The organism is Microbacterium sp. R1, assembly GCF_015159725.1.
GTDB lineage: Bacteria > Actinomycetota > Actinomycetes > Actinomycetales > Microbacteriaceae > Microbacterium > Microbacterium oxydans.
Map to the genome: position 1 here is coordinate 2,217,685 of NZ_JADDUD010000001.1, position 23,760 is coordinate 2,241,444.

Annotated in this window: 22 protein-coding genes; 3 read left to right on the plus strand and 19 right to left on the minus strand. The window is 67.6% G+C overall.

Annotated features, from left to right (window positions below):
• Position 1 precedes the first annotated feature (1 nt).
• Genes ILP86_RS10895 through ILP86_RS10910 form a run of 4 tightly spaced genes read right to left on the minus strand, consistent with a single transcriptional unit; the run spans position 2 to position 4,717 of the window.
• Positions 2-901 (minus strand): ABC transporter permease, encoded by a 900-nt coding sequence (locus ILP86_RS10895; protein ID WP_174799766.1) that lies wholly within the window; start codon positions 899-901, stop codon positions 2-4.
• Positions 898-1,860: an ABC transporter permease gene (locus ILP86_RS10900; protein WP_046749232.1), complete on the minus strand. Its 963-nt coding sequence runs from the start codon at positions 1,858-1,860 to the stop codon at positions 898-900. Before ILP86_RS10900 ends, ILP86_RS10895 begins: the two co-directional genes overlap by 4 nt.
• 32 nt (positions 1,861-1,892) lie before the next feature.
• Positions 1,893-3,512 (minus strand): ABC transporter substrate-binding protein, encoded by a 1,620-nt coding sequence (locus ILP86_RS10905; RefSeq protein ID WP_046749233.1) that lies wholly within the window; start codon positions 3,510-3,512, stop codon positions 1,893-1,895.
• Positions 3,512-4,717 carry a dipeptidase gene (locus tag ILP86_RS10910; protein ID WP_046749234.1) on the minus strand — a complete coding sequence of 402 codons (1,206 nt, stop codon included), beginning with the start codon at positions 4,715-4,717 and terminating at the stop codon, positions 3,512-3,514. The genes ILP86_RS10905 and ILP86_RS10910 overlap by 1 nt, the downstream gene beginning before the upstream one ends.
• Before the next feature lie 169 nt (positions 4,718-4,886).
• Between ILP86_RS10910 and ILP86_RS10915 the strand changes: the two genes are divergently transcribed.
• Positions 4,887-6,542 carry an ABC transporter ATP-binding protein gene (locus ILP86_RS10915; protein ID WP_179516393.1) on the plus strand — a complete coding sequence of 552 codons (1,656 nt, stop codon included), beginning with the start codon at positions 4,887-4,889 and terminating at the stop codon, positions 6,540-6,542.
• Positions 6,543-6,560: 18 nt separating this feature from the next.
• On the opposite strand, the gene ILP86_RS10920 is transcribed toward ILP86_RS10915, so the two are convergent.
• The 10 genes from ILP86_RS10920 to rplU all read right to left on the minus strand — a co-directional run bounded on the left by ILP86_RS10920 (position 6,561) and on the right by rplU (position 13,924).
• A complete protein-coding gene (locus ILP86_RS10920) occupies positions 6,561-7,250 on the minus strand; it encodes an SDR family oxidoreductase (RefSeq protein WP_127012107.1) in 690 nt (229 codons plus the stop codon).
• Position 7,251: 1 nt separating this feature from the next.
• A complete protein-coding gene (gene rsfS, locus ILP86_RS10925; protein ID WP_046749236.1) occupies positions 7,252-7,635 on the minus strand; it encodes a ribosome silencing factor in 384 nt (127 codons plus the stop codon).
• On the minus strand, positions 7,635-8,795 hold the full coding sequence (locus ILP86_RS10930) for a hypothetical protein (RefSeq protein ID WP_046749237.1): 1,161 nt from the start codon (positions 8,793-8,795) through the stop codon (positions 7,635-7,637). Before ILP86_RS10930 ends, rsfS begins: the two co-directional genes overlap by 1 nt.
• Positions 8,792-9,397, minus strand: a complete 606-nt coding sequence (nadD, locus tag ILP86_RS10935) for a nicotinate-nucleotide adenylyltransferase (RefSeq protein WP_021198523.1) — start codon at positions 9,395-9,397, stop codon at positions 8,792-8,794. The genes ILP86_RS10930 and nadD overlap by 4 nt, the downstream gene beginning before the upstream one ends.
• Before the next feature lie 6 nt (positions 9,398-9,403).
• Positions 9,404-9,628, minus strand: coding sequence for a hypothetical protein (locus tag ILP86_RS10940; protein ID WP_021198522.1), 225 nt, complete (start codon positions 9,626-9,628; stop codon positions 9,404-9,406).
• A gap of 65 nt (positions 9,629-9,693) precedes the next feature.
• On the minus strand, positions 9,694-10,947 hold the full coding sequence (locus tag ILP86_RS10945) for a glutamate-5-semialdehyde dehydrogenase (RefSeq protein ID WP_141369354.1): 1,254 nt from the start codon (positions 10,945-10,947) through the stop codon (positions 9,694-9,696).
• Between the two features lie 9 nt (positions 10,948-10,956).
• Positions 10,957-11,742 carry a glutamate 5-kinase gene (gene proB, locus ILP86_RS10950; RefSeq protein ID WP_193761911.1) on the minus strand — a complete coding sequence of 262 codons (786 nt, stop codon included), beginning with the start codon at positions 11,740-11,742 and terminating at the stop codon, positions 10,957-10,959.
• Positions 11,739-13,238 carry a GTPase ObgE gene (obgE, locus tag ILP86_RS10955; protein WP_193761912.1) on the minus strand — a complete coding sequence of 500 codons (1,500 nt, stop codon included), beginning with the start codon at positions 13,236-13,238 and terminating at the stop codon, positions 11,739-11,741. The genes proB and obgE overlap by 4 nt, the downstream gene beginning before the upstream one ends.
• 101 nt (positions 13,239-13,339) lie before the next feature.
• Complete coding sequence (gene rpmA / locus ILP86_RS10960) at positions 13,340-13,597, minus strand: 50S ribosomal protein L27 (RefSeq protein ID WP_028501603.1); 258 nt, start codon at positions 13,595-13,597, stop codon at positions 13,340-13,342.
• An 18-nt stretch (positions 13,598-13,615) separates the two neighbouring features.
• Entirely contained in the window at positions 13,616-13,924 is a 309-nt protein-coding gene (gene rplU, locus ILP86_RS10965) for a 50S ribosomal protein L21 (protein WP_028501602.1), read from the minus strand.
• Positions 13,925-14,170: 246 nt separating this feature from the next.
• Between rplU and ILP86_RS10970 the strand changes: the two genes are divergently transcribed.
• Positions 14,171-14,437 carry a DUF4031 domain-containing protein gene (locus ILP86_RS10970; protein WP_046749242.1) on the plus strand — a complete coding sequence of 89 codons (267 nt, stop codon included), beginning with the start codon at positions 14,171-14,173 and terminating at the stop codon, positions 14,435-14,437.
• Here the strand turns inward: ILP86_RS10970 and ILP86_RS10975 are convergent.
• Positions 14,402-17,008, minus strand: coding sequence for an Rne/Rng family ribonuclease (locus ILP86_RS10975; protein WP_227750953.1), 2,607 nt, complete (start codon positions 17,006-17,008; stop codon positions 14,402-14,404). The two genes, ILP86_RS10970 and ILP86_RS10975, sit on opposite strands and share 36 nt — an antisense overlap.
• 283 nt (positions 17,009-17,291) lie before the next feature.
• On the opposite strand from ILP86_RS10975, the gene ILP86_RS10980 reads away from it, so the two are divergent.
• Positions 17,292-17,909: a vitamin K epoxide reductase family protein gene (locus tag ILP86_RS10980; RefSeq protein ID WP_046749244.1), complete on the plus strand. Its 618-nt coding sequence runs from the start codon at positions 17,292-17,294 to the stop codon at positions 17,907-17,909.
• A gap of 68 nt (positions 17,910-17,977) precedes the next feature.
• Here ILP86_RS10980 and ndk read toward each other — a convergent pair whose 3' ends face one another.
• From ndk to ileS, 4 genes are read right to left on the minus strand one after another with little or no spacing between them, the layout of a single operon-like run.
• Positions 17,978-18,394, minus strand: a complete 417-nt coding sequence (gene ndk / locus ILP86_RS10985) for a nucleoside-diphosphate kinase (RefSeq protein ID WP_017830321.1) — start codon at positions 18,392-18,394, stop codon at positions 17,978-17,980.
• 1 nt (position 18,395) lies between these two features.
• On the minus strand, positions 18,396-18,827 hold the full coding sequence (locus tag ILP86_RS10990; RefSeq protein ID WP_218867904.1) for a DUF4233 domain-containing protein: 432 nt from the start codon (positions 18,825-18,827) through the stop codon (positions 18,396-18,398).
• Positions 18,824-20,176, minus strand: coding sequence for a folylpolyglutamate synthase/dihydrofolate synthase family protein (locus tag ILP86_RS10995; protein WP_141369348.1), 1,353 nt, complete (start codon positions 20,174-20,176; stop codon positions 18,824-18,826). The genes ILP86_RS10990 and ILP86_RS10995 overlap by 4 nt, the downstream gene beginning before the upstream one ends.
• Complete coding sequence (gene ileS / locus ILP86_RS11000) at positions 20,173-23,562, minus strand: isoleucine--tRNA ligase (protein ID WP_193761913.1); 3,390 nt, start codon at positions 23,560-23,562, stop codon at positions 20,173-20,175. Before ileS ends, ILP86_RS10995 begins: the two co-directional genes overlap by 4 nt.
• Positions 23,563-23,760 lie beyond the last annotated feature (198 nt).

Sequence of the window (23,760 nt, forward strand, 5' to 3'; positions counted from 1 at the left end):
CCTATCGGGCGAGGTGGCGCGGGTTGCGCGCGTCGTTGTAGGCGATCGAGAGCAGTGTCGCGGAGAGCACCAGGATGAGGATCGCGATCGAGGGGAAGAGCGTCAGCCACCAGGCGCTGACCATCGCACCGGCCTGCTGCGCCTCGTAGAGGATGCGCCCCCAGGACCAGGTCGTCGGGTCGCCGAGGCCGAGGAAGGCCAGTCCCGCGGCCGAGAGCACAGCCCGTGAGGCCGTCACCACCACGGAGACGACGACCACCGGGGTCACAGCGGGCAGCACGTGCTTGGTGATGATCCACACCGGAGACGTGGTCATCAGCCGCGACGCGTCGACGTAGGGCAGACCGACCACCGTGAGCGCTTGAGAACGCACGAGGCGGGTGACCTCCGGCCAGGAGAACGCGGCGACCACGAAGATGATGGTCGATGTGCTCGGCCCCACCAACGCGGCGATCAGGATCATGAGCGGCAGCACGGGGAGCGAGAGCGTCATGTCGACGATCACGCTGATGAAGCTGTCGAGCTTGCGGAAGTACGCTCCGAGGACCGCGATGATCGTGCCGAAGACGATCGCGATCAGCGAGGCCGCCACGGCCACCAGCACACTCTGCTGCGTGCCCCAGATCACCTCGGAGAACACGTCCCGCCCGAGAGCATCGGTGCCGAACCAGTGGTCACCGCTCGGCGGACGCAGTACGTCGGGTCCGTAGCTGGCCGGATACGGAGCGATCAGAGGCGCGGCGAGAGCCACGATCACGAGCAGGATCAGCAGTCCGAGGGAGATCATGCCGAGCGGGTCACGGCGGAACGCACGCCAGGTGTGGGCGCTCGCCCGCTCGCTGCCTGCAGCGGTCGGCTCACTCGGGGTCAGGGCCTCTGCGGAGGGCATCGGAGCGGTCATGAGGTCTTCACTCTCGGGTCCAGGTAGCCGTAGATGATGTCGGTGATGGTGTTCGCCACGACCACCGTGACGGCGAGCATGAGGAACGCACCCTGCAGGACGGGGAAGTCGAGCTGGGTGACTGCTTCGTAGATGCCACGGCCGATGCCGGGGTAGGCGAACACCGTCTCCGTGAGCACGGCGCCGCCGACCAGGAAGCCGAGCTGCAGTCCGATCAGGGTGGTGGTCGGGAGCAGGGCGTTGCGCAACGCATGCTTCCAGAGGATGCGGCTGCCGCGGATGCCGTTCGCCTTGGCGAGGAGGATGTAGTCCTCGCCGAGCGTCTCGATCAACGTCGATCGCATCGTCAGGACGTAGGATCCCACCTGGATCAGCATGAGCGACACCGCCGGCAGGACGAGGTGCTGCGCGACGCTCAGGTACCACTCGAAGCCGTAGGTGTTGTTGGTGTAGGCCCCACCGATCGGGAACCACCCCAGATTCAGACCGAACACGAACAGCAGCAGGATCGCGACGCTCGGCACGAACAGCGACTGCCCGGTGACTCCGAGCACCTGCACCGCCCTATCGACGAACCGTCCCTTGTGGGAAGCCGCGGCCACACCCAGCGGTACTCCGATGAGGATCGTGAGCACCAGCGCCGTGATGGTCAGCAGGAGCGTCCACGGCAACCGCTGCAGCAGGACGTCCGTGACCGGGATCGACTGTGTGAAAGAGATGCCGAGGTTCCCCTGCAGCAGCTGCCACATGTAGAGCCCGTACTGCACGATCAGGGGCTGGTCCAGACCGTACTGCTCGAGGATGGTCGCCCGGATGTCGTCCGTCATGTTCGGACTCGCCAGCGCCAGCGCCGGGTCACCGGGAAGCAGACGCAGCAGCAGGAACGTCACGGTCACGGCGAACCAGATCGTGAGCAGACCGCGACCGGCGCGACGGAGAATGAACGATGCTCGGGACACCCGGGCGACCTTCCTCGAGATTTCGGTGGTTGTTACTCGACCGGGTGCGCGCTCGCGAGCGAGAGCGGGTTCACGATCGAGAGCAGCTCGCTCGGCTTCGCGATGAAGCCGGCCCACTCGTCGCTGGCTGCGAAGAACAGGTTCTGCGTGTACATGATGTTGTCGTAGACCTGCTCATGGACGATCTTGTTCGCCTTGCGCATGATCGAGATCTTCTCGTCCTGGTCGAAGGTGACCATTCCCTCCTCGATCAGGGCGTTGAGGTCGGGATCGTCCACGTGCGTGTAGTTGATCGCCCCGCCGGGGAGATACGACAGCGAGAAGTTCGTCACCGGGTCGTCCATGATGGCGAAGTTGCCCGCATAGATGTCGTAGTCGCCCTCGCTTGTCATGGAGAGGTAGGTGTTGCGCTCGGTGCCCTGCAGCTCGATCGTGATGCCGGCTTCTGCCGCGCTGTCCTTCACCATCTGGGCCCACTGGCTGGTGACGCTGTCCTGCAGCGAGTAGATCAGCCGGAACGAGACCGGGAACTTCCCGCTCGCGTCCGCCGCGTAGCCGGCCTTCTCCATGAGCGAGCGCGACTTCTCGGGGTCGAACTCGTACTCCTTGACCGACTTGTCGTAGTACTTCGCGAGCACCGGCATCAGCGCACTGGAGCCCGTCGAGACGGCCTGCCCTTGCAGCACGACAGTGCGGATCGCGTCGTAGTCGACGGCATGGGCGAGTGCCTGACGGACCTCGGTCTTCGCGAGGTCCGGCCTGTCCATGTTGTAGACCAGGTGGGCGTAGCCGAGCCCCGGAGCCTCGATGACCTGCAGACCGTCGGTGTTGCCGAGCTGCTCGACCTGTGCCGGCGGCAGCGCGTTCGCGATCACATCGATCTCGCCGCTCTGCAGTGCCAGGATCTCGGTGTTCACGTCCGGATACACGCGATACACGACCTCGGCGGGTCCGGGGACGCCGCCCTTGACGAGCGGGTAGTCCTCGACGCGCTTCAGCGTGTAGTGCTGACCCACCTGGAAGTCGCTCATGATGAACGGGCCCATGCCCACCCATCCCCCGTCGCTGCCGTCGTTCGCGAACTCGGCGATCGATCCCTTCGGCTCGAAGACGTGCTGCGGGACGACGACACCCCAGAACCCGATCTCCTCGACGATGGACGAGTCCGGCTGGGTGAGAGTGAGCTCGACACGGGTGTCCGACACGGCTGTCGCGGTGTCGAGGTTGCCGAGCTGTCCGTAGAACGTGCCGGGGGCCTGATCGCGCTTGACCGCGTTCAGGGTCCACGCCACGTCTTCGGCGGTGAGGGGCTCGCCGTCGCTCCAGGTGAGGTCGTCGCGGATCTCGTAGAAGCCCGTGGTGTCATCCACGTAGCCCCAATCCGTGGCCACGTGGGCTTCCTTGCTGCCGTCATCGCTGATGCTCAGCAGGTGCGGATACATCAGGTTCGTGATCCACGAATCCGTTCTGCTGTTGCCGAGCACCGGGTTGAAGTTCACGACATCCGTCGTCGTGCCGATGCTGATCGTCTCGTCGCTCGGACCGGCGGAGCCGGACGACTCCCCCGGTTCCGGCGCGGACGGGGCGCACGCGGCGAGACCGACGGCGAGAGCCGCGGCCGCACCGAGGGCGAGGAACTTGCTGTACTTCATCAGACCCAGACCTCCTCGAGTACGCGCATGGTGTTCCCTCCGACGACGGCGCGAATCTCGTCGTCGGAGTAGTCGTGCTTCACAAGCCAGCCGATGATGTTGTAGAAGGCTTCGGCCGGGTTCTCGATGCCGTCGACGTACGGCTGCTTCTCGTAGTCGACGTTGGCGTGCGCCTGCCCCAGCGACAGGTTCGAGGAGAACGCGTCGTGAAGGCCGACATGGTCCCCGAACAGCGTGTCCGGTCCGAAGCTCACGTGCTCCAGGCCCACCAGGTCGACGCAGTACTGGAAGTGATCCATCACCGACTCCAGCGAGTGCTTCGGGTGCTGGGGCGAGATGGTGGTGTGCGGAGCCGCCTCGATGCCGATCACACCGCCGCGCTTGGCGCACTCGATGATCGTCTCGTCGGTCTTCATGCGGTTGGTCGGCCACAGCCCACGAGCACCGGCGTGCGTGATGAAGACCGGCTTCGTCGAGTGGGCGATCACATCGAGGCAAGTCTGGTCCCCGGAGTGGGAGATGTCGATCGCGATGCCGAGCTTGTTCATCCGCTCGACCGCGCGCTCGCCGAAGTATGTCAGTCCGCCGTCGCCCCGCTCCTTCAGTCCGCCTCCGAGCATGTTGGCCTCGGAGTAGGCGATGCCCATCTGACGCACGCCGAAGCCGTACAGCACGTCGAGGCGGTCGACCTCGTTCTCGATCATGGTCGACGCCTCGAGCGCGAAGATGTGCGCGACTCGGCCGGTCTCCGCCGCGTGGCGGATGTCCTTGATCGACTCGGCCTTGATCACGAAGTCCTGGTGCGCGAGGTCGGCCATGCGAACACCGAGGTCGAACAGCACGTCCTGGTACTTCCACCCTGCGTCGCTCGAGATGCAGCAGGTGCCGTCCATACCGTTGTCGAACACGGCCGTGAGTCCTGAACGGGCGAGGCCCTGGTAGCCGGTGGGTTCGCGACCCTGGCGGATGTGGTCGCGCAGCTCGCCCATGTCCTCGGGGAAGACCTGCACGTGCTCGTGCAGGGAGATCACGGTCTCCTCGCGGAGCAGGCGCTCGGTGCGTTCGCGCTGCGCATCGCTCAGGCCGAGATCGTAAGCCGGGACGCGGCCGATCTGCTTGGCGTAGCGGAATTCGCGGTAGTCCTTGCCGGCTTCCAGATAGTCGTACGCGGTGTAGCCGGTGTACCGGCCAGCTTGTTCGAGCACGGATGCGCTCCTTCGGTTCGATGATGCGGGTGTCCCACTCGGTCACCAAGTGGGAGTTTCCTCGAATCTGGAGGATTTCGGCATAGATGTCAACCGCTATGATTATTTCCAGACGAAATGTTTCCTGTTCGAAACAATTCAGAGGCTGGAAGCTGGCATGATGGCACCCATGGAGAACGCACCCGCCCCCCGGAACACCGTCGTCCTGGACGTCAAGGGACTCACCGTCACCCTCACCGGCGAAGGCCGGCGCAACCGCGTGGTCGATGGCATCGACATCACCGTGCGCCGGGGCGAGGTCTTCGCGCTGCTGGGCGAGTCCGGATCAGGAAAGTCCATGACCGCCCGCGCGATCATGGGCCTCATCGACAACGGGGATGTGGAGGCGGACACCCTGACGCTCAGCGGGACCGATCTCCTCTCCCTCTCCGCCGAACAGCACAGGCGCCTGCGGGGTGTGCACGTCAGCCTGGTCATGCAGGACGCCCTTTCCGCGTTGAATCCGGTCCTCAGCATCGGCGATCAGATCATCGATCTGATCCGTGCTCACCGCAGCATCGGCCGGAGCGCCGCCCAGGCGCGCGCGGTCGAGCTGCTGGCCCTCGTCGGTATCCCCTCCCCCGACAAGCGTGTGCACGATTACCCGCACCAGTTCTCCGGCGGCCAGCGCCAGCGCATCCTGATCGCCATGGCGATCGCGCTGGACCCTGATCTCATCATCGCGGATGAGCCGACGACCGCGCTCGATGTGACAGTGCAGGCCCAGATCCTCGATCTGCTGCTCTCCCTGCGTGATCGACTCGGAATGGGGATCCTGCTCATCACGCACGACCTCGGTGTCGTGATGGAGGTCGCGGATCAGGTCGCCGTCATGCGCACCGGTCGCATCGTCGAAACGGGATCCGCCGACGTCGTGCTCACCGAGCCGCAGCATCCGTACACGGTGCAGCTGCTGAACTCGATGCCGCGAGATGTGAGCCCGGCGGCGCAGGATGCCGACACCCCGCCGATCCTGGAGGGACGCGGCCTCGAGCGCACCTTCCGTTCGGGAAGCGGGCGCCGTGCGCACCGGGTCGCCGCGGTAGCCGACGTCGACCTCGACCTCCGCCAGGGCGAGATCCTGGCGATCGTCGGCGAGTCCGGAAGCGGCAAGTCGACTCTGGCGCGGATGCTGGTCGGGCTCGACTCCCCCGATGCGGGAACCCTGCGCTACCGCGACCAGGATGTGACGAGAGGGCGGCTCCAGGATCGGAAGATCCTGCGGCGTGGGGTGCAGATGGTGTTCCAGGACCCCTACATGTCACTCAACCCCCGGATGACCGTGCAGCAGATCATCGCCGAACCGCTCGCCGCGACGCACTCGGGAACGCCGTCGAGCAGGCGCGAGCGCGTCGCCGAGCTGCTGGAACTCGTCGGCCTCACCGCCGAGATGGGTTCGCGTTTCCCGCACCAGTTCTCCGGCGGACAGCGTCAGCGCATCGGCATCGCTCGGGCACTCGCACTCGACCCGGACGTCCTGGTGTGCGACGAACCCGTCTCGGCGCTGGATGTGTCGATCCGCGCACAGATCATCGACCTGCTGTGCGAGCTGCGGGAGCGACTGGGAATGTCGATCGTCTTCATCGCGCACGATCTCTCCCTCGTGCGGCACATCGCCGACCGCGTCGCGGTCATGTACCTGGGCGAGATGGTCGAGATCGGTGAGACCGAAGACGTCTACCTTCGCGCAGAGCACCCCTACACCCGGTCGTTGCTCTCGGCCATTCCTCCCCAGACACGCGCCGACCGGGGCATGCTCGCGCGCCGCACCCGAATGAGCGCGTGAACGCGGAGCAGCGCGGAGTCAGCGCCCCGGTCGCACCGTGAGGTCGGTGATCTCCGCATCGCGTGGAAGATCGAGCGCCGTGAGGATCGTCGTGGCGACCGCGTCCGGCGTGATGAACCGCTCGGCGTCGTAGTCCTGGCCCTCCTGCTGGTGCACGCGCTCCTGCATGGGAGTGGCTGTGCGGCCGGGATAGATCGACGTCACCCGCACTCCGTGCGCGGCCTCCTCGGCGCGCAGCGCATCGGCAAGCGCACGGAGACCGTGCTTCGACGCCGCATACGCCGACCACCCGGCGTTGGCGCGGAGGCCCGCTCCCGAGTTGACGAACACGATCTGCCCCTGTGACACGCGCAGGACGGGCAGAAGCAGGCGCGTGAGCTCGGCAGGGGCGATGAGATTCACGGCGAGCTGCTGCTCCCACAGCGCGGGAGCGAGATCAGCCACATCGCCGAGGTCGACGACGCCGGCGACGTGGACGAGCGCATCGATCCGCTCGGGCAGCTGCTGCTTCGACAGCGCCCACGACAGTCGCCCCGGCTGGGAGAGGTCTCCGACGAGGACGGAAGCTCCGGGAAGCGTCTCCGCGATCTGTCTGGCACGCCCGGCATCGCGGGCGAGCGCCACGACGTCGTCGCCGCGATCCAGGAGCCGTCCAGCGAGAACAGCCCCTATGCCGGAACCCGCACCGGTGACGAGGTGCGTTGACACGTCAGCCCTGGTCGGTGGCGGCAGGCACCGCCACGTCGATCGGAACGACGGGGCAGTCCTTCCACAGACGCTCCAGCCCGTAGTACACGCGCTCCTCCTGGTGGAACACGTGCACGATCAGGTCACCGAAATCGAGCAGCACCCAGCGAGCCTCCGCCCGACCCTCTCGGCGGACGCGCTTGTGCCCGGACTCGATCAGGCGGTCTTCGATCTCGTCGGCGATCGCGGCGACATTGCGCTCGCTGTTTCCGGTGACGAGCAGGAAGATGTCGACGAGCGGAAGCGGCTCGGAGACGTTGAGTGCGACGAGATCCTCTCCGCCCTTGTCGACGGCGGCCTGTGCTGCCAGACGCAGCATCTCTTCGGCGGTTTCAGGTGATTGCATCAGAACACATTCGTGGTGATGGCGATGATGACGACGACACCGACAGCGAGGGCAAGCCCTCCGGCGACGATCGCCAGGGTGATCATCAGCCGGTTGCCCTTCTCAGGCGCCGGCGGACGGATCACCTCGCCGGCGGGCTTGATGGTGCTGACCGCCGAGCTGGCGGCGATCGGCGTAGGCGACGACGCGGGGGGAAGCTCGCCGTCGATGAGAACGGCGTCGACATCCTTGCCGTCGGTGGTTCCGAGTGCGTGGCCCTGCGAACCCATGCCCTGCGGCAGTTCGTACGACCCCGTCACGAGGATCTCGCCGGTCGATGCGACGGGACCGGAGAGCGATCCCTCTCCGGGAGAGGGTGTGAAGATCAGCGCATTCGGCGCGGAGTGCTGGGAGCCGGTCGAGTCGCCGACCGTGAGCAGCTCATCGAAAGACGGGCGGAAGGGCGCGTGCGGGTCGGGAGCGTCTGCGAGCAGCCCCTCGCCGAAAGCGGAGTTGACGGTCGGGCGTGCGTCGCCGACGACCTCATCCCCGGCGTCGTCGACATCGGCGAGCACGTCGTCGGGATCCTGCTCGCCGGCGTCCTCTGCCTGGGCGGGAAGCCCGAGGGCCGCAGCCACATCGTCCTCATCGCCCGTGGACGCCGCCGTGGTCTCCAGCGGGACCTCGCCCACCGCGTCTGCGGCGACCGATGCCCGGACGGGCTCTACGGCGACGTCATCATCATCGTCGTCGTCGGCATCGCCCGGCTCTTCGTTGCGGGTGAAGTCAGGAACGCCCGACACGATCTCCGCGGGCGCGGCAGCGGCGTCGGAGGGGCCCGCTTCGGCGGGCTGCTCCGCTTCCCCGTCGCCGGCAGCAGCGACGCCGTCTTCCGAGGTGCCTTCCGGTGTGACCACCGGCACGGAGGCCGTGCGGACCTTCTCGAGCTCGCGCACCTGACGACGCGTGAGCGGTGCGTCACCGTTCGCGGCGTCGACGACCGGTGCCGGTGCGACCTCCACGGGGTCGGCGGCCCGAGGCAGCGGCGGCGCGGGGGGCGCGGCTTCCGCCGCGGCGGCGGCCTCCTCGCTGGTGATGACGGGGGTCGAACCCGTCAGACGGATCTCCCGCAGCTGCTTGCGCGTCAGCGGACCCTGCTCCTGGCGATCCGATGTACTCATGCCTTGCTCCGATACAGATGATGCTTCGCTATGTACTGAACGACCCCATCAGGGACCAGATACCAGACCGGCTGATCGTCGCGAACGCGTTCACGGCAGTCCGTCGATGAGATCGACAGCGCCGGCACTTCCAGTTGGCTGACGTTGTCGCTCGGGAGGCCGTCGGTGCTCAGGACATGTCCCGGGCGCGAGACCGCGACGAAGTGGGCCAACTCCCACAACTCATCATGGTCCCTCCAACTGAGAATTTGCGCCACGGCGTCGGCTCCGGTGATGAAGAAGAGGTCCGCATCCGGGCGATCACGCTTCAGATCGCGCAGCGTGTCGATCGTGTAGGTGGGCCCCTCACGGTCGATGTCGACCCGGCTCACGGTGAACTGCGGATTCGACGCGGTGGCGATCACCGTCATGAGGTAGCGATGCTCGCTCGGCGAGACGCCCGACTTCTGCCACGGGTGACCGGTGGGAACGAACACCACTTCGTCGAGGCCGAAGGAGTTCGCCACCTCGCTGGCTGCGACCAGGTGGCCATGGTGGATGGGGTCGAACGTGCCGCCCATCACACCTATGCGCGGGGGGCGCGTGGTCGCAGCGTCGTTCATGGGGGCCTAGTGGCCGTGTCCCGCCTCGTGGCCGTCCTTGCCGTGCTGTGCGGCCCAGGCCTCGGCCTTGGCCGAGTGGCGGTTGGCGACGTTCTTGTAGGAGAAGGTCACCAGTCCGAGGAAGGCGAACACGACCGCAGCGATGGCTCCGAAGATCACCGTTTCGAGCGCGACGTTGCCGTGGTGCTCTGTTTCGGCAGCGGCCATCGCGATCTGTGCGACGAGGTTCATCCTGACTCCGTTTCGTGGCGTGCTGTTCGGGATCCTGTGAGGTACAGCGTCCCCCAGTCTAGCCCTCAGCCGCGGGTCTGCCCCGACCCACGCGCGAGCCATTTCGTGCTGGTCAGCTCTGCGACGCCCATCGGCCCTCGAGCGTGCAGCTTCTGGGTCGAGATGCCGACCTCCGCGCCGAAGCCGAACTCGCCGCCGTCCGTGAAGCGGGTGGACGTGTTCACCATCACGACGGCGGAATCCACCTCGGCCAGGAAGCGCTCCGCATTGCGCGTGTCGGTCGTGATGATCGACTCCGTGTGACCCGTGCTGTAGCGGCGGATGTGGTCGAGCGCCTCGTCCAGGGACTCCACGACCTTGATCGCGATGTCGAGGCTGAGGTACTCGGTCTTCCAGTCCTCCTCCGTGGCGGGGATCACGTTCGACATGAGGCCGACGACCATGTCATCGCCGTGGATCGCGACGCCCTCGCTCTGCAGCGCGCTGGCCACCAGCGGGATCAGACGCGGTGCCGCCTGTCGATGCACGAGCACGGTCTCCACCGCATTGCACACGCTCGGCCGCTGCACCTTGGCGTTCACGACGATGTCGCTCGCCCAGTCGTCCGGGGCGGTCTCATCCAGGAAGATGTGAACGTTGCCTGCCCCGGTCTCGATCACAGGCACGGTCGATTCGGTGACGACGGTCTCGATGAGGCCGGCACTTCCCCGCGGCACCAGGACGTCGATGAACCCTCGCCCGTGCATGAGCGCCTTCGCGCCGTCCCGGCCGAAGTCGTCAACCGTCTGGATCGCCTCGGCTGTGAGCCCTGCACTCTCCACCGCCCGCCGCATCACGTCGACGAGCACGGTGTTCGACTCACGGGCGGCGCTCCCGCCACGCAGCACGACGGCGTTGCCCGACTGCAGCGCCAGAGCGGCGATGTCGACCGTCACGTTGGGGCGGGCTTCGTAGATCGCGCCGACGACGCCGAAAGGTACGCGCACCTGCTCGAGGGCGACACCGTTGGGCATCCGGTGGCCGCCGACGACGCGCCCGACCGGGTCACCGAGAGCGGCGACCTCACGCACGGCGGCCGCCAGTGCCGCGACACGCTTCTCGTCGAGACGCAACCGATCGATGAGTGACTCCCCGATGCCCTCCGCGCGTCCGCGGGCGATGTCACGACCGTTCGCCTCGATGATCTGCACAGCGGAATCGCTCAGCGCCACAGCGATCGCTTCGAGCACTCGCGCCTTCTCATCGCTCGTGAGCGCAGCCGTGGCGCGAGAGGCCTCTTTGGCGCGCTCCAGGCGCACCTGCGGGGTCTGGTCGGTCATCCGCCCAGTTTATGAGGTGGCCGGCTCGAACCAGGTCCCTATTTCGGCGCCGGCCAGGGCCTGCCCTACGAGGTCGGCGCTGGTGACCAGCACACCGATGCCAGACGCCGCGGCAAGACGGGCGGCGGAGACCTTGGTCGCCGCTCCCCCGGTGCCCACGCTGTTGACGACGGTCGCCCCGAACTCCAGGCCGGTGAGATCGGCGTTCGGCGCGACCACGTCGATCGGCTCGGCGCCGGGATCGGTCGGAGGCTTCGTGTACAGCGACTCGATGTCGCTGAGCAGGATGAGGGCGTCCGCCTCGATCAGCTGAGCGACCAGCGCACCGAGCCGGTCGTTGTCGCCGAAGCGGATCTCCTGTGTCGCGACCGTGTCGTTCTCGTTGACGATCGGAAGCGTGCGCAGGCCGAGCAGGCGCTCCATCGCGCGACGGGCGTTGGAACGCGACGTCGGGTTCTCGAGGTCACCGGTCGTCAAGAGCACCTGGCCCGCGACGATGTCGAACGGACGAAGTGACTCCTGATAGCGGTACATCAGGATGTTCTGGCCGACGGCCGCCGCGGCCTGCTGCGTCGCGAGGTCGGTCGGACGAGCATCCAGCCGCAGGAAGGGGATGCCGGACGCGATGGCACCCGACGACACCAGCACGACCTCGATCCCCCGCGCATGCGCCGCGGCCAGGGCTTCCATGATGACGGGGATCCGCCATGAGGAGTCCCCGCTGATCGAGGACGACCCGACCTTGACGACGATGCGGGACGCGGTGGCGAGGTCCGCGCGGGTGCGTGCTGTCACTCGCCGTCCTCGCGGTACGCGGCGAGACGCTGCGTCTCCACCTCGGCGCGGGCTTCGGCCTTCGCGTCCATGCGCTCGTAGTACTGCTCACGGCGCTCGGAGGTGGTCCGGCGTGCGTTCGGAGCCAGACGCGGGTCGGTTCCGCGCGGCGCGGCCATCGCCTCGGCGGCGGACGTCATGGTGGGCTCCCAGTCGAACACGATGCTGTCGCCCTCACCGATCACGACGGTCGACCCCTGCACGGCGCCGAGTCGGAACAGCTCGTCCTCCACGCCGAGCTTCTCGAGTCGATCCGCGAGGTAGCCCACGGCCTCCTCGTTCTGGAAGTCGGTCTGCTGCACCCAGCGGACCGGCTTCTCGCCAAGGATGCGGTACACGTTGCCGTAGGTGCCGCCCTCGACCCGGATGGTGAAGTCCTTCTTGGAACCACGCGGGCGGATCACGACGCGCTCCGGCGGTGTATCGAGCGCCGCTTCGGCGCGGGCCTTCTCCACCAGCTCACCCAGTGCGAAGGTGAGCGGGCGCAGCCCCTCGTGCGAGACGGTGGAGATCTCGAACACGCGGAACCCACGAGCCTCGAGATCGGGGCGGACGAGGTCGGCGAGGTCGCGCGCCTCCGGCACATCGATCTTGTTCAGCGCGATGAGCTGCGGGCGCTCGAGCAGCGGAGTCTGCCCCTCGGGGACCTCGTACGCGCCGAGCTCGGCGAGGATGACGTCGAGATCGGAGATCGGATCGCGCCCCGGCTCGAGAGTCGCGCAGTCGAGCACGTGCAGCAGTGCGGAGCAGCGCTCGACGTGGCGGAGGAACTCGAGACCGAGCCCGCGGCCCTCGCTGGCGCCCTCGATGAGACCGGGCACGTCCGCGACGGTGTAGCGGAAGTCGCCCTGCTGAACGACGCCGAGGTTCGGGTGCAGGGTCGTGAAGGGGTAGTCGGCGATCTTGGGCCGCGCGGCCGAGATCGCGCCGATCAGGCTCGACTTGCCGGCGGACGGGTAGCCGACGAGAGCGATATCGGCGACCGTCTTCAGTTCGAGGACCACGTCGCCCTCGTATCCGGGCGTGCCGAGCAGGGCGAAGCCCGGTGCTTTGCGCTTGGGGGTGGCGAGAGCGGCGTTGCCGAGCCCGCCCATCCCGCCCTTCGCGACGACGAACCGCTCGCCGGGGATGATCATGTCGATGAGGACTTCACCCGCGGTGTTCTTCACCACGGTGCCGACCGGCACGGGGAGCTCGAGCGTCTCACCCAGGAAGCCGGAACGGTGATCGCCCATGCCGGGACCGCCGTTGCCGGAGGACCGGTGCGGCGAGTGATGGTACGACAGCAGCGTTCCGGTCTGCGGGTCCGCCACGAGGACGACGTCTCCGCCGTCGCCGCCGTTGCCCCCATCGGGACCACCCAGCGGCTTGAACTTCTCGCGGTGCACGGAAACGCAGCCGTTGCCGCCCTTACCCGCACGAAGGTGCAGTGTGACGGTGTCGACGAACGTGACCATGTGCGGATTCCCCTGTATGTGAGTGGTGTTTCGGTGTGCAGATACACGGACGGGGCGAGCCGAAGCCCGCCCCGAACCGGATAACTAGTGTCGCGCTGTGATCACTCAGCTGCGGCGACGATGTTGACGACCTTGCGGCCGCCCTTCGCGCCGAACTGGACCGCACCGGCGGCCAGAGCGAACAGCGTGTCGTCGCCGCCACGGCCGACGTTGACGCCGGGGTGGAAGTGCGTGCCGCGCTGGCGGACGATGATCTCGCCGGCGAGGACCTGCTGACCGCCGAAGCGCTTCACGCCGAGGCGCTGAGCGTTGGAGTCACGACCGTTACGGGTTGAGCTTGCGCCCTTTTTATGTGCCATGTCCTAGTCCCCTCTGGCTTACTTGATGCCGGTGATCTTGACGCGCGTGAGCTCCTGACGGTGGCCCTGGCGCTTCTTGTAGCCGGTCTTGTTCTTGTACTTCTGGATGATGATCTTCGGGCCGCGGAGGTTGCCGATGACCTCAGCCGTGACCTTGACCTTGGCCAGCGAGTCAGCGTCGGTGGTCACCGTGGCGCCGTCGACGAGCAGCACAGCGGCCAGCTCGATCTTCTCGCCCTGGGCAGCCTTGACACGGTCGAGCTGAACGATCGTGCCGACCTCGACCTTCTCCTGCCGCCCACCGGCGCGCACTACTGCGTAAACCACTTCATACCTGTTTCGTTGGGGAGCTCGCGGCTCCGAGATCTCACGGGAAGACTGTTGCTTGCATGCACCGTGGAACGGCGGGCGCGAACGCAAGGCTCTCCGCTTCGACCGACGAGGACGACGCGGCATACGCACCAAGGGACTACTTTACCGGATGCGGGTCGGTGTCGCAAAGCGAGGTGGGTCCGTGCATCGCGGCTCGCTCCACCAGCCCCTGCCCCACCGGCGCGGACATAGGCTGAAAGCGTGACCGTACTCGTCGACGACCCGCTCTGGCCCGCCCACGGACGCCTGTGGGCGCACCTCGTGAGCGACGAGAGCCTCGACGAGCTGCACGCGTTCGCGCGCGAGAACGACGTCGCCGCACGCGCTTTCGATCTCGACCACTACGACGTGCCGGAGGAGATCATCCCCCGGCTCGTCGCCGCCGGCGCCCAGCACGTCGCGGGCAAGGAGCTGGTGCGTCGACTGATCGCCTCAGGACTCCGAGTCCGCAGCCGCGACCGGCGCTGACGGCTCGTTGTTCACCGAGACGGGCGTGCCGGTGAGCGCCGCTGTGCTCACCCGACGACGTCCTCGTCCCTGACCCGGCGCCTTCGGCTCCGGGAGAGCGTCGAGGACCGAGTCGAGCAGCGCCTCGGCGGGAGACTTCGGGCCCTTGCGGTCGCCGCCCCGCTTCTTGCGAGCCTTCTTCGGACGATCGGCACCTGCGGGCGCTTCCGACGCGACGTCGGCCGCCTCGGCTTCCGGCGCCCCCTCCGCCGCCGGAGCGATGGTGGAGGCGGCGATCTGCGCGAGGGCCGACTTCGCCCCCTCCGTGATGCTGTGGGTGACCGCGGAGGCAGCCGGAGCGCTCTGGTTCTGACCGTTCCCGTTGCCACCGCCGCCGCGCTGACGACGCCCGCTCTGCCCGTTGCCGCCGTTGCCGCCGCCGTTGTTGTTGCCGTTGGAGCGGTGTTTCACGACCGGGTCGTGGTGCACGATGACGCCGCGGCCGGCACAGACCTCGCAGGCCTCGCTGAAGGTCTCGAGCAGGCCGAGCCCCAGCTTCTTGCGCGTCATCTGCACGAGCCCGAGCGAGGTGACCTCGGCGACCTGGTGCTTGGTCCGGTCGCGGCTCAGGCATTCGATCAGGCGCCGCAGCACGAGATCGCGGTTGGACTCCAGGACCATGTCGATGAAGTCGACGACGATGATGCCGCCGATGTCGCGCAGGCGCAGCTGGCGGACGATCTCCTCCGCTGCCTCGAGGTTGTTCTTGGTGACCGTCTCCTCGAGGTTTCCCCCCGAGCCGACGAACTTGCCGGTGTTGACGTCGACGACCGTCATGGCCTCGGTGCGGTCGATCACGAGTGAGCCACCGGAGGGCAGCCACACCTTGCGATCGAGAGCCTTCTCGATCTGCTCCGTGATGCGGAACGCATCGAACGGATCGGTCTCGTCCTCATACGCCTCGACGCGCTCGAGCAGGTCGGGAGCCACGCTCTCCAGGTAGGCACGGATGGTCTGCTGCGCATCCTCGCCCTGGATGAGCATCTTGGTGAAGTCCTCGTTGAAGACGTCGCGGACGATCTTCACGAGAAGGTCGGGCTCCGCGTGCAGGAGCGCGGGCGCCTGCTGGTTCTCGACCTGCTTCTGGATGTGCTCCCACTGCGAGGTGAGACGCTGCACGTCACGCGTGAGCTGGTCCTCGGTGGCACCCTCGGCCGCCGTGCGGACGATCACCCCGGAGGACTCCGGCAGCACCTCCTTGAGGATGCGCTTGAGGCGTGCCCGCTCGTTGTCGGGAAGCTTGCGGCTGATGCCGTTCATGGAACCGCCCGGCACGTAGACCAGGTAGCGGCCGGGCAGGGAGATCTGGCTCGTGAGACGAGCACCCTTGTGCCCGACCGGGTCCTTGGTGACCTGGACGAGCACGCGATCGCCGGGCTTGAGCGCCAGTTCGATGCGGCGCGGCTGGTTGCCCGTTTCGACGCCGTCCCAGTCGACCTCGCCGGAATACAGCACGGCGTTGCGTCCACGACCGATGTCGACGAACGCGGCCTCCATGCTGGGAAGCACGTTCTGCACGCGTCCGAGGTAGACGTTGCCGATCAACGACGCGTCCTGGTTCCGGGCGACGTAGTGCTCGACCAGCACGCCGTCTTCGAGGACGCCGATCTGCGTGCGGCCGTTCTTGGAGCGCACGACCATCTTGCGGTCGACGGACTCGCGACGTGCGAGGAACTCGGCCTCGGTCACGACGGGGCGACGACGACCAGCGTCACGCCCGTCCCGGCGACGCTGCTTCTTCGCCTCGAGGCGGGTGGATCCCTTGATGGCCTTCGGCTCGGTGATGTACTCGACGACGCGCTGACGCTGACGCGGCTCTTCGCGCTGGTCGTCACCCTCGGAACCGCCACGGCGGCGACGGCCGCGGCCGCGACCCGCGGGCTCGTCCTGCGACTGCTCGCGCTCGGCGATCCGGTCGAAGATGCGCTCGCGCCCCGGCTGCGCGGGGAGCGGGACGATCTCAGGCGCGTAGAAGTGCAGCTGTGTGGAGACCTGCGAGACGAACACCTCGGGAAGCAGACCGAGCGACACAGCAGTCACCGGACCCGGAGCTTCGGGAGCGGCCGGAGCTTCCTCCTCGGTGACGGTCGCCTCGACGGCGGTCGTCGACTGCGCGACCGACTCCTCTGCGGTGGCTTCCTCGACGACTCCGGCTTCCGAGGGCTTCTCCGCGACGGCGGACTCCCCCTCCGGCACCTCGAGCGCATCAGCAGCAGCCTGGGCCTCGGCAGCCGCTTCCGCGTCAGCGGCAGCTTCGGCTTCCGCCTCAGCCACGGCATCAGCGACGGAATCGGCCGCAGCAGCGGCATCGTCGGCAGCAGCCGCGGCATCGTCCGCCGCGGCGTAGCCGGCGGCGACAGCATCGGCAGCGGCGTCCTCGGCCCGTTCAGCGGCGTCGGAGTTCTCGTCACCCTCGATCGACGCCTCTGCAGGGCCGTCGACAACCGGAGCGGTGGGCTCCGTCAGCTCTCCCGCGGCGTCAGCCGGGAAGTCGAGGGTGGGGGCGTTGTTGTCATTGTTCTCATCGGCCATCTCTGGCTTACTCCCTGCACGGGACACTAGGTGCCCCGTGAAATCTCATGCGGTACCCGCGGGTTCCGCGAACTCACTCGGTCTGCGACCGGCTCATGGCTCTGATCGCGTGGGGCATTGGACCCCGAAGTCTTCTCGACGCGTGTCGCGGCAAACGCCGTTCATCGCATCACAGGCCATTATCGCACCAAGTGGGTCGGTTCGCGGTATCCCGTCGTCCGCAGCGAGTTTTGTCCGGCCTGTTCTCGCCCCATCCATAGCAGGCGCTGGGATAATCCCCAGTATGAGCGAGCAGCGCACCCGCCCCGTCGTCTACGCCGTCTGGCTGATCATCGCGAGTGTGGTGGGCTGGTTCGCCGCATTCCAGCTGACGGTCGAGAAGTTCGTCCTCGCGGCCAATCCCGACGCCGTGCTGAGCTGCAACGTCAGCGTGATGATCCAGTGCGGGAAGAACCTCGAGTCGTGGCAGGGAGAGGTCTTCGGCTTCCCCAACCCGATCCTCGGTATCGCCGGGTGGATGGCACCCCTCTTCGTCGGCGTCGCACTGCTCGCCGGCTCACGGTTCCCCCGGTGGTTCTGGCTGACCTTCGGCGCCGGCGTGACCTTCGCCTTCGGCCTCGTCTGCTGGCTGATCTGGCAGAGCATCTACGCCCCCAACCTCGGTGTGCTCTGCCCGTGGTGCATGCTCACCTGGTCCGTCACCATCCCGACCTTCTTCGCCACCATGCTGCACCTGACACGAAACGGCAGCTTCACCGGCAACGAGAAGGTGCAGGAGCGCGCGAACCGGCTGATGGCCTGGGTCCCGCTCGCCACGATCCTCGCGTACGCCGTCGTGATCCTCCTCGCTCAGCTGCGCGGCCTCGACCTCCTCGGCGAGGTCATCGGCATGATCTTCTGAGGCTGCAGCACGGAAAGAGCCCGTCCACCGAGATTCGGTGGACGGGCTCTTCGCATGTGGACGGGTTCTCAGTCGAACCAGATTCCCAGCTCGCGCGCGGCGGACTCGGGGCTGTCGGAGCCGTGCACCAGGTTCTGCTGCACCTTGAGGCCCCAGTCGCGACCGAAGTCGCCACGGATCGTGCCCGGTGCGGCGGTCGTGGGGTCGGTCGTGCCTGCGAGAGAGCGGAAGCCCTCGATCACGCGGTTGCCCGCGAGCCGGATCGCGACAGACGGGCCGGAGAGCATGAACTCGAGCAGCGGCTCGTAGAACGGCTTGCCCTCGTGCTCGGCATAGTGCTCGGCGAGCAGGTCACGGTCGGGCTCCACGAGGCGGATGTCGACGAGGGCGTAGCCCTTCGCCTCGATGCGGGCGAGGATCGCGCCGGTGAGGCCGCGAGCGACGCCATCGGGCTTGACGAGGACGAGGGTTTCTTCGGTGGCCATGTCATTCACTCTCTGTGTCTGAGATCTGCGTGGTCTGAGTCTCGGTCGAGGGCTCGACGGGGCGTCGTGCGTCCAGTCGGGCCCCTCCGATGGTCGCATACGCCCACATCCCGCCGAAAATCAGGACGACGAGCAGGATGGAGGGGACGAAGAACGCCGACAGCGCGACGAGGGCCTGGACGACCCACCCGGCGGTGAGTGCCCAGGGCTTCGTGATCATCCCCGCGATCGCGATGCACGCGAGGGCGAGCACCGCCCCGGCGACGATCGCCCACCACTGCTCGACGCCATCGGGGAGCTGACGCAACCCGAAGATCGTGAGTCCGACGAGGAAGACCACGATCGCCTCGAACCCCAGCACGACGGGTGCGAGCTTCTGCACGAGGGTGCGCGGCGGGCGCGGACGACGCGCTGGTGCGGCATCGGCGCTCATGCGCGCCACCCCGCCTTCCAGTCCTCGTCCTGCGACAGCGCGATCGCCTCTCCGGCGAGCACCACCGAGCCCGCGATGATCACCGCGCGGCGGTCGGAGGAGGCGGCCCACTCGCGCGCGGCGTCGGCGGCGTCGGCGAGAGAGTGGTGCACGGTCGCCCGCTGGCCGCTCTGCTCCACGAGATCGGCGATCGCATCAGCATCGCTCGCTCGATCCGAATCCGGAGCGGTGGCGAAGACGTGTGCCGCCCTCGGGGCCAGCTCGGCGACGATGCCCGCGGCATCCTTGTCGGCGAGCACACCGAGCACCAGACCCCACTCGTCGAAGTCGAAGCTGTCGTCCAGTGCCTGCGCGAGCGCCTTGGCGCCGTGCGGGTTGTGCGCCGCGTCGACGATCACGGTCGGCGCGATGCCGAGCAGCTGCAGTCGGCCGGGAGAAGTGCTCTCCTGCAGGCCCGCGGTGACGATGTCGGCCGCGATGCGCTGCGTGGCGCCCCCGATCAGCGACTCCACCGCGGCGACAGCGAGGGCGGCGTTGTGCCCCTGATGCGCCCCGTACAGCGGGAGGTACTCCTCGGTGTAGTCCCCCGCCAGGCCACGGATCGTGAGCAGTTGCCCACCGACCGCGAGTTTCTGCTCGGCGAGACCGAACTCCTCGCCCTCGAAGGCGATGGTGGCGTTGCGCTCCGCAGCCACCCGGCGCAGCACCTCGGCGGCCTCCGCGGGCTGCTGAGCGGACACCACGGCGGCGCCCTCCTTGATGATGCCCGCCTTGACCTCGGCGATCTCGGCGATCGTGCTGCCGAGGCGGTCGGCGTGGTCGATGTCGATCGGCGCGAACACCGCGACGTCGCCGTCTGCCGTGTTGGTGGAGTCCCATTCGCCGCCCATGCCCACCTCGAGCACGAGCACATCGATCGGAGCGTCGGCGACCGCGACGAATGCCAGCACGGTCAGCAGTTCGAAGAAGGTCAACGGAGCGTCACCGGCTGCCTCGAGCTCGGCGTCGACGATGTCCACGAACGGCTCGATCTCGTCCCACGCGTCCGCGACGGCCTCGTCGGCGATGGGCTCGCCGTCGATCATTATGCGCTCGGTGAAGCGCTCCAGGTGTGGACTCGTGAACAGCCCGGTACGCAGATCGTGCGCACGCAGAAGGCTCTCGATCATCCGGGCCGTCGACGTCTTGCCGTTGGTGCCCGTGATGTGCACGACGCGGTAGGTGCGCTGCGGGTCGTCGAGGAAGGCCAGGATCCGGGCGGTGCGCTCCTTGCGCGGCTGCACCCAGCGCTCTCCCGCTCGGCTCAGCAGCGCCTCGTAGACGGCATCCGCCCTGTCAGCAGCACTCATGCTCCCGCTCCCATCCTGGTCACGTCGATCGTGAAGTCGCCGATGTTCGCATACGTCCCGGCGGAGATCACAGCGGAGAACTCCGGCGTCGCGCTTCCTGCACCGGCGAGGACCGCACCGTGACCGAAGATCGAGTCGCCCTGCGCGTCGATCACGAAGTACTCCTCGGCGAGGGTCTCCGCAGCGATGCCTGCCAGCTCGAACGCCGAGACCACGGCCGCGGTGTCCGCATCGTCCTGGAATCGGAGCACCAGCCGGATGCGGTCGCTCACGTCGAAGTCGGCGTTCTTGCGCGTCTCCTGCACGGCGCGGATCACATCTCGGGCGAGCCCCTCCGCCTCGAGCTCGGGGGTCGTCCTGGTGTCCAGCAGCACGAAACCCCCGCTCGGCACGATGGCCAGAGCCTCCCCCTCCGGACGGCCGGTCGTCTCGAGCACGAGCTCGTACTCCGACGGCTCCAGCGCGATGCCGCCGGCTGTGATGACACCGGCCTCCTCGCTCCAGTCGCCAGAGCGTGCGGCCTGGATCGCCTTCTGCACGTCCTTGCCCAGACGCGGACCGGCCGCGCGGGCGTTGACGCTGAGGCGGTGCGCGATGCCGTACTCCGCTGCGGTGTCATCGGCGAGCGCGACGAGTTCGACCGACTTCACGTTGAGCTCCTCGCGGAGGATGTCCTCGAACTGCCCGAGCGACGCCGCGAGAGGCGAGACCACGGTGAAGCGGGCGAGTGGGAGACGCACACGCAGCTTCTCCTTCTTCCGCAGTGCGTTGCCCACGCTCGACAGCTCGCGCACGGCGTCCATGGCGTCGCGGATCTCGTCCGCTGCGGGGAACTGCGCCTCGTCCGGCCAGTCGGTCAGGTGCACGCTGCGCCCACCGGTCAGGCCCTGCCACACGCGCTCGCTGATGAGGGGCACGAGAGGCGCTGCGACGCGGGTGAGCGTCTCGAGCACGGTGTAGAGGGTGTCGAACGCCTCACGGCTCTTCGGGTCTTCCGTCACGCCTGACCAGAAGCGATCGCGCGAACGTCGGATGTACCAGTTCGTCAGCACCTCGGCGAAGTCACGCAACCGCGCGGACGCCGTCGTGGAGTCGAGACCCTCCAGGTCGGCACGCACCTCGCGGACGAGGTCGCCGAGACGAGCGAGGATGTAGCGATCGAGCACATCGGTGGAATCGGTGCTCCACTGCGCCTCGTAGCCGGCGGCGCCCGATGCGTTCGCGTAGGTGGCGAAGAAGTACCACGAGTTCCACAGGGGCAGCAGGAACTCGCGGACCCCGGAGCGGATGCCCTCCTCGGTGACCGCGAGGTTGCCGCCGCGCAGCACCGAGCTCGACATCAGGAACCAGCGCATCGCATCGGAACCGTCGCGGTCGAGCACCTCGGACACGTCGGGGTAGTTCCGCAGCGACTTCGACATCTTGTAGCCGTCGCTGCCGAGGACGATGCCGTGGCAGCTGACGCCCGTGAACGCCGGGCGGTCGAAGAGCGCGGTCGAGAGCACGTGCATCACGTAGAACCAGCCGCGGGTCTGTCCGATGTACTCGACGATGAAGTCCGCCGGGGAGTGCGAGTCGAACCACTCCTGGTTCTCGAAGGGATAGTGCACCTGGGCGTAGGGCATCGAACCGGAGTCGAACCACACGTCGAAGACGTCTTCGATGCGGCGCATCGTGCTCTTGCCGGTGGGATCGTCCGGGTTCGGACGCGTCAAGTCGTCGATGTACGGGCGGTGCAGGTCGACCTCGCCCTCAGGGTTGCGCGGAAGCGTGCCGAAGTCGCGCTCCAGGTCCTCCAACGAGCCGTAGGCGTCGACGCGCGGGTACTCCGGGTCGTCGCTCTTCCAGATCGGGATCGGCGAGCCCCAGTAGCGGTTGCGGCTGATCGACCAGTCGCGCGCGCCCTCGAGCCACTTGCCGAACTGTCCGTGCTTGACGTTCTCCGGCACCCACGTGATCTGCTCGTTGTTCGCGAGCATGTCGTCCTTGATGTCCGTCACGCGGATGAACCAGCTCGACACGGCCTTGTAGATCAGGGGGTTCCGGCAGCGCCAGCAGTGCGGGTACGAGTGCTCGTAGCTCTGCAGGCGGATCAGTCGGCCGTTCTCGCGGATCAGGCGCACCAGAGGGGTGTTCGCGTCCATCCACAGCTGGCCGGCGACGTCGGTGACGTTCGGGAGGAACTTGCCGCCGTCGTCGAGCGACAGGATCGTGGGGATGCCGGCGGCACCGGCCACCCGCTGGTCGTCCTCACCGTAGGCCGGAGCCTGGTGGACGATGCCGGTGCCGTCGCTGACGGTGACGTAGTCGTCCACCAGGATGCGCCAGGCGTTCTCGGTCCCGTAGGTCTCGGCGTCGGCGTAGTAGTCGAACAGCCGGTCGTAGGTCACGTCCTGCAGGTCGGCACCGCGCACCGTCGCATCGACGGCGGCGAGCGCGTCATCGGCGCTCTCGTACCCGAGGTCCTTCGCGTATCCGCCGACGAGCTGACGGGCGAGCAGGTATCGGTGCGCCGAGGCCTCGATCGCGGCATCCGTCGTCCCTGCGGCCTGGTGCACGTCCGCTGCGCCGTTCGGGCCTGCCGGCAGTACCACGTACTCGATGTCCGGCCCCACGGCGAGCGCGAGGTTGGTCGGGAGCGTCCAGGGGGTGGTCGTCCAGGCGAGGGCGCGCACGCCGGTGAGCCCGAGCGCCTCGGCCTTGGCTCCGGTCAGCGGGAAGGTCACCGTCACGGAGGGGTCCTGACGCATCTGGTACACGTCGTCGTCCATACGCAGCTCGTGGGCGCTGAGCGGGGTCTCGTCACGCCAGCAGTACGGGAGCACCCGGTATCCCTCATAGGCGAGGCCCTTGTCGTACAGCCTCTTGAACGCCCAGAGCACGCTCTCCATGTAGCCCAGGTCGAGCGTCTTGTAGCCACGGTCGAAGTCGACCCAACGCGCCTGACGGGTGACGTAGTCCTGCCACTCGTGCGTGTAGGCCAGGACCGAGCTCTTCGCCTTCGCGTTGAAGACGTCGATGCCCATCTCCTCGATCTCGGCCTTCTCGGTGATGCCGAGCTGCTTCATCGCCTCGAGCTCGGCGGGAAGTCCGTGCGTGTCCCAGCCGAAGACGCGATCGACCTTGTGGCCGGTCATCGTCTGGAAGCGCGGGAACACGTCCTTCGCGTACCCCGTGAGCAGGTGGCCGTAGTGCGGAAGGCCGTTCGCGAAGGGCGGGCCGTCGTAGAACACCCACTCGGGCGACCCCTCGCGCTGCGCGATCGACGCGCGGAAGGTGTCATCCGCCTCCCAGAACGCGAGCACCTCCTCCTCGATCTGCGGGAAGCGAGGGCTGGGCGCGACGGAGTCGGCGGCGGGGCCGAAGGCGGAACGGGGGTAGGTCATCGTGGCTCGCAGTGGTCGTCGTGGCGGATGCTCATGCGAGGACGACCCTCACGGACCGCGGTACCACCTCGCGTGCCGCGCCCTGCGGCGCGACCACTCTCACTGCGGCTGTGACGGGCCTGCCCCGCTCGGTTCTACTGAGCGCGGCCCGAAGGTCACGCCGTTCTTCCGAGAGCTCCCCGGTGATGGCCGGATCGA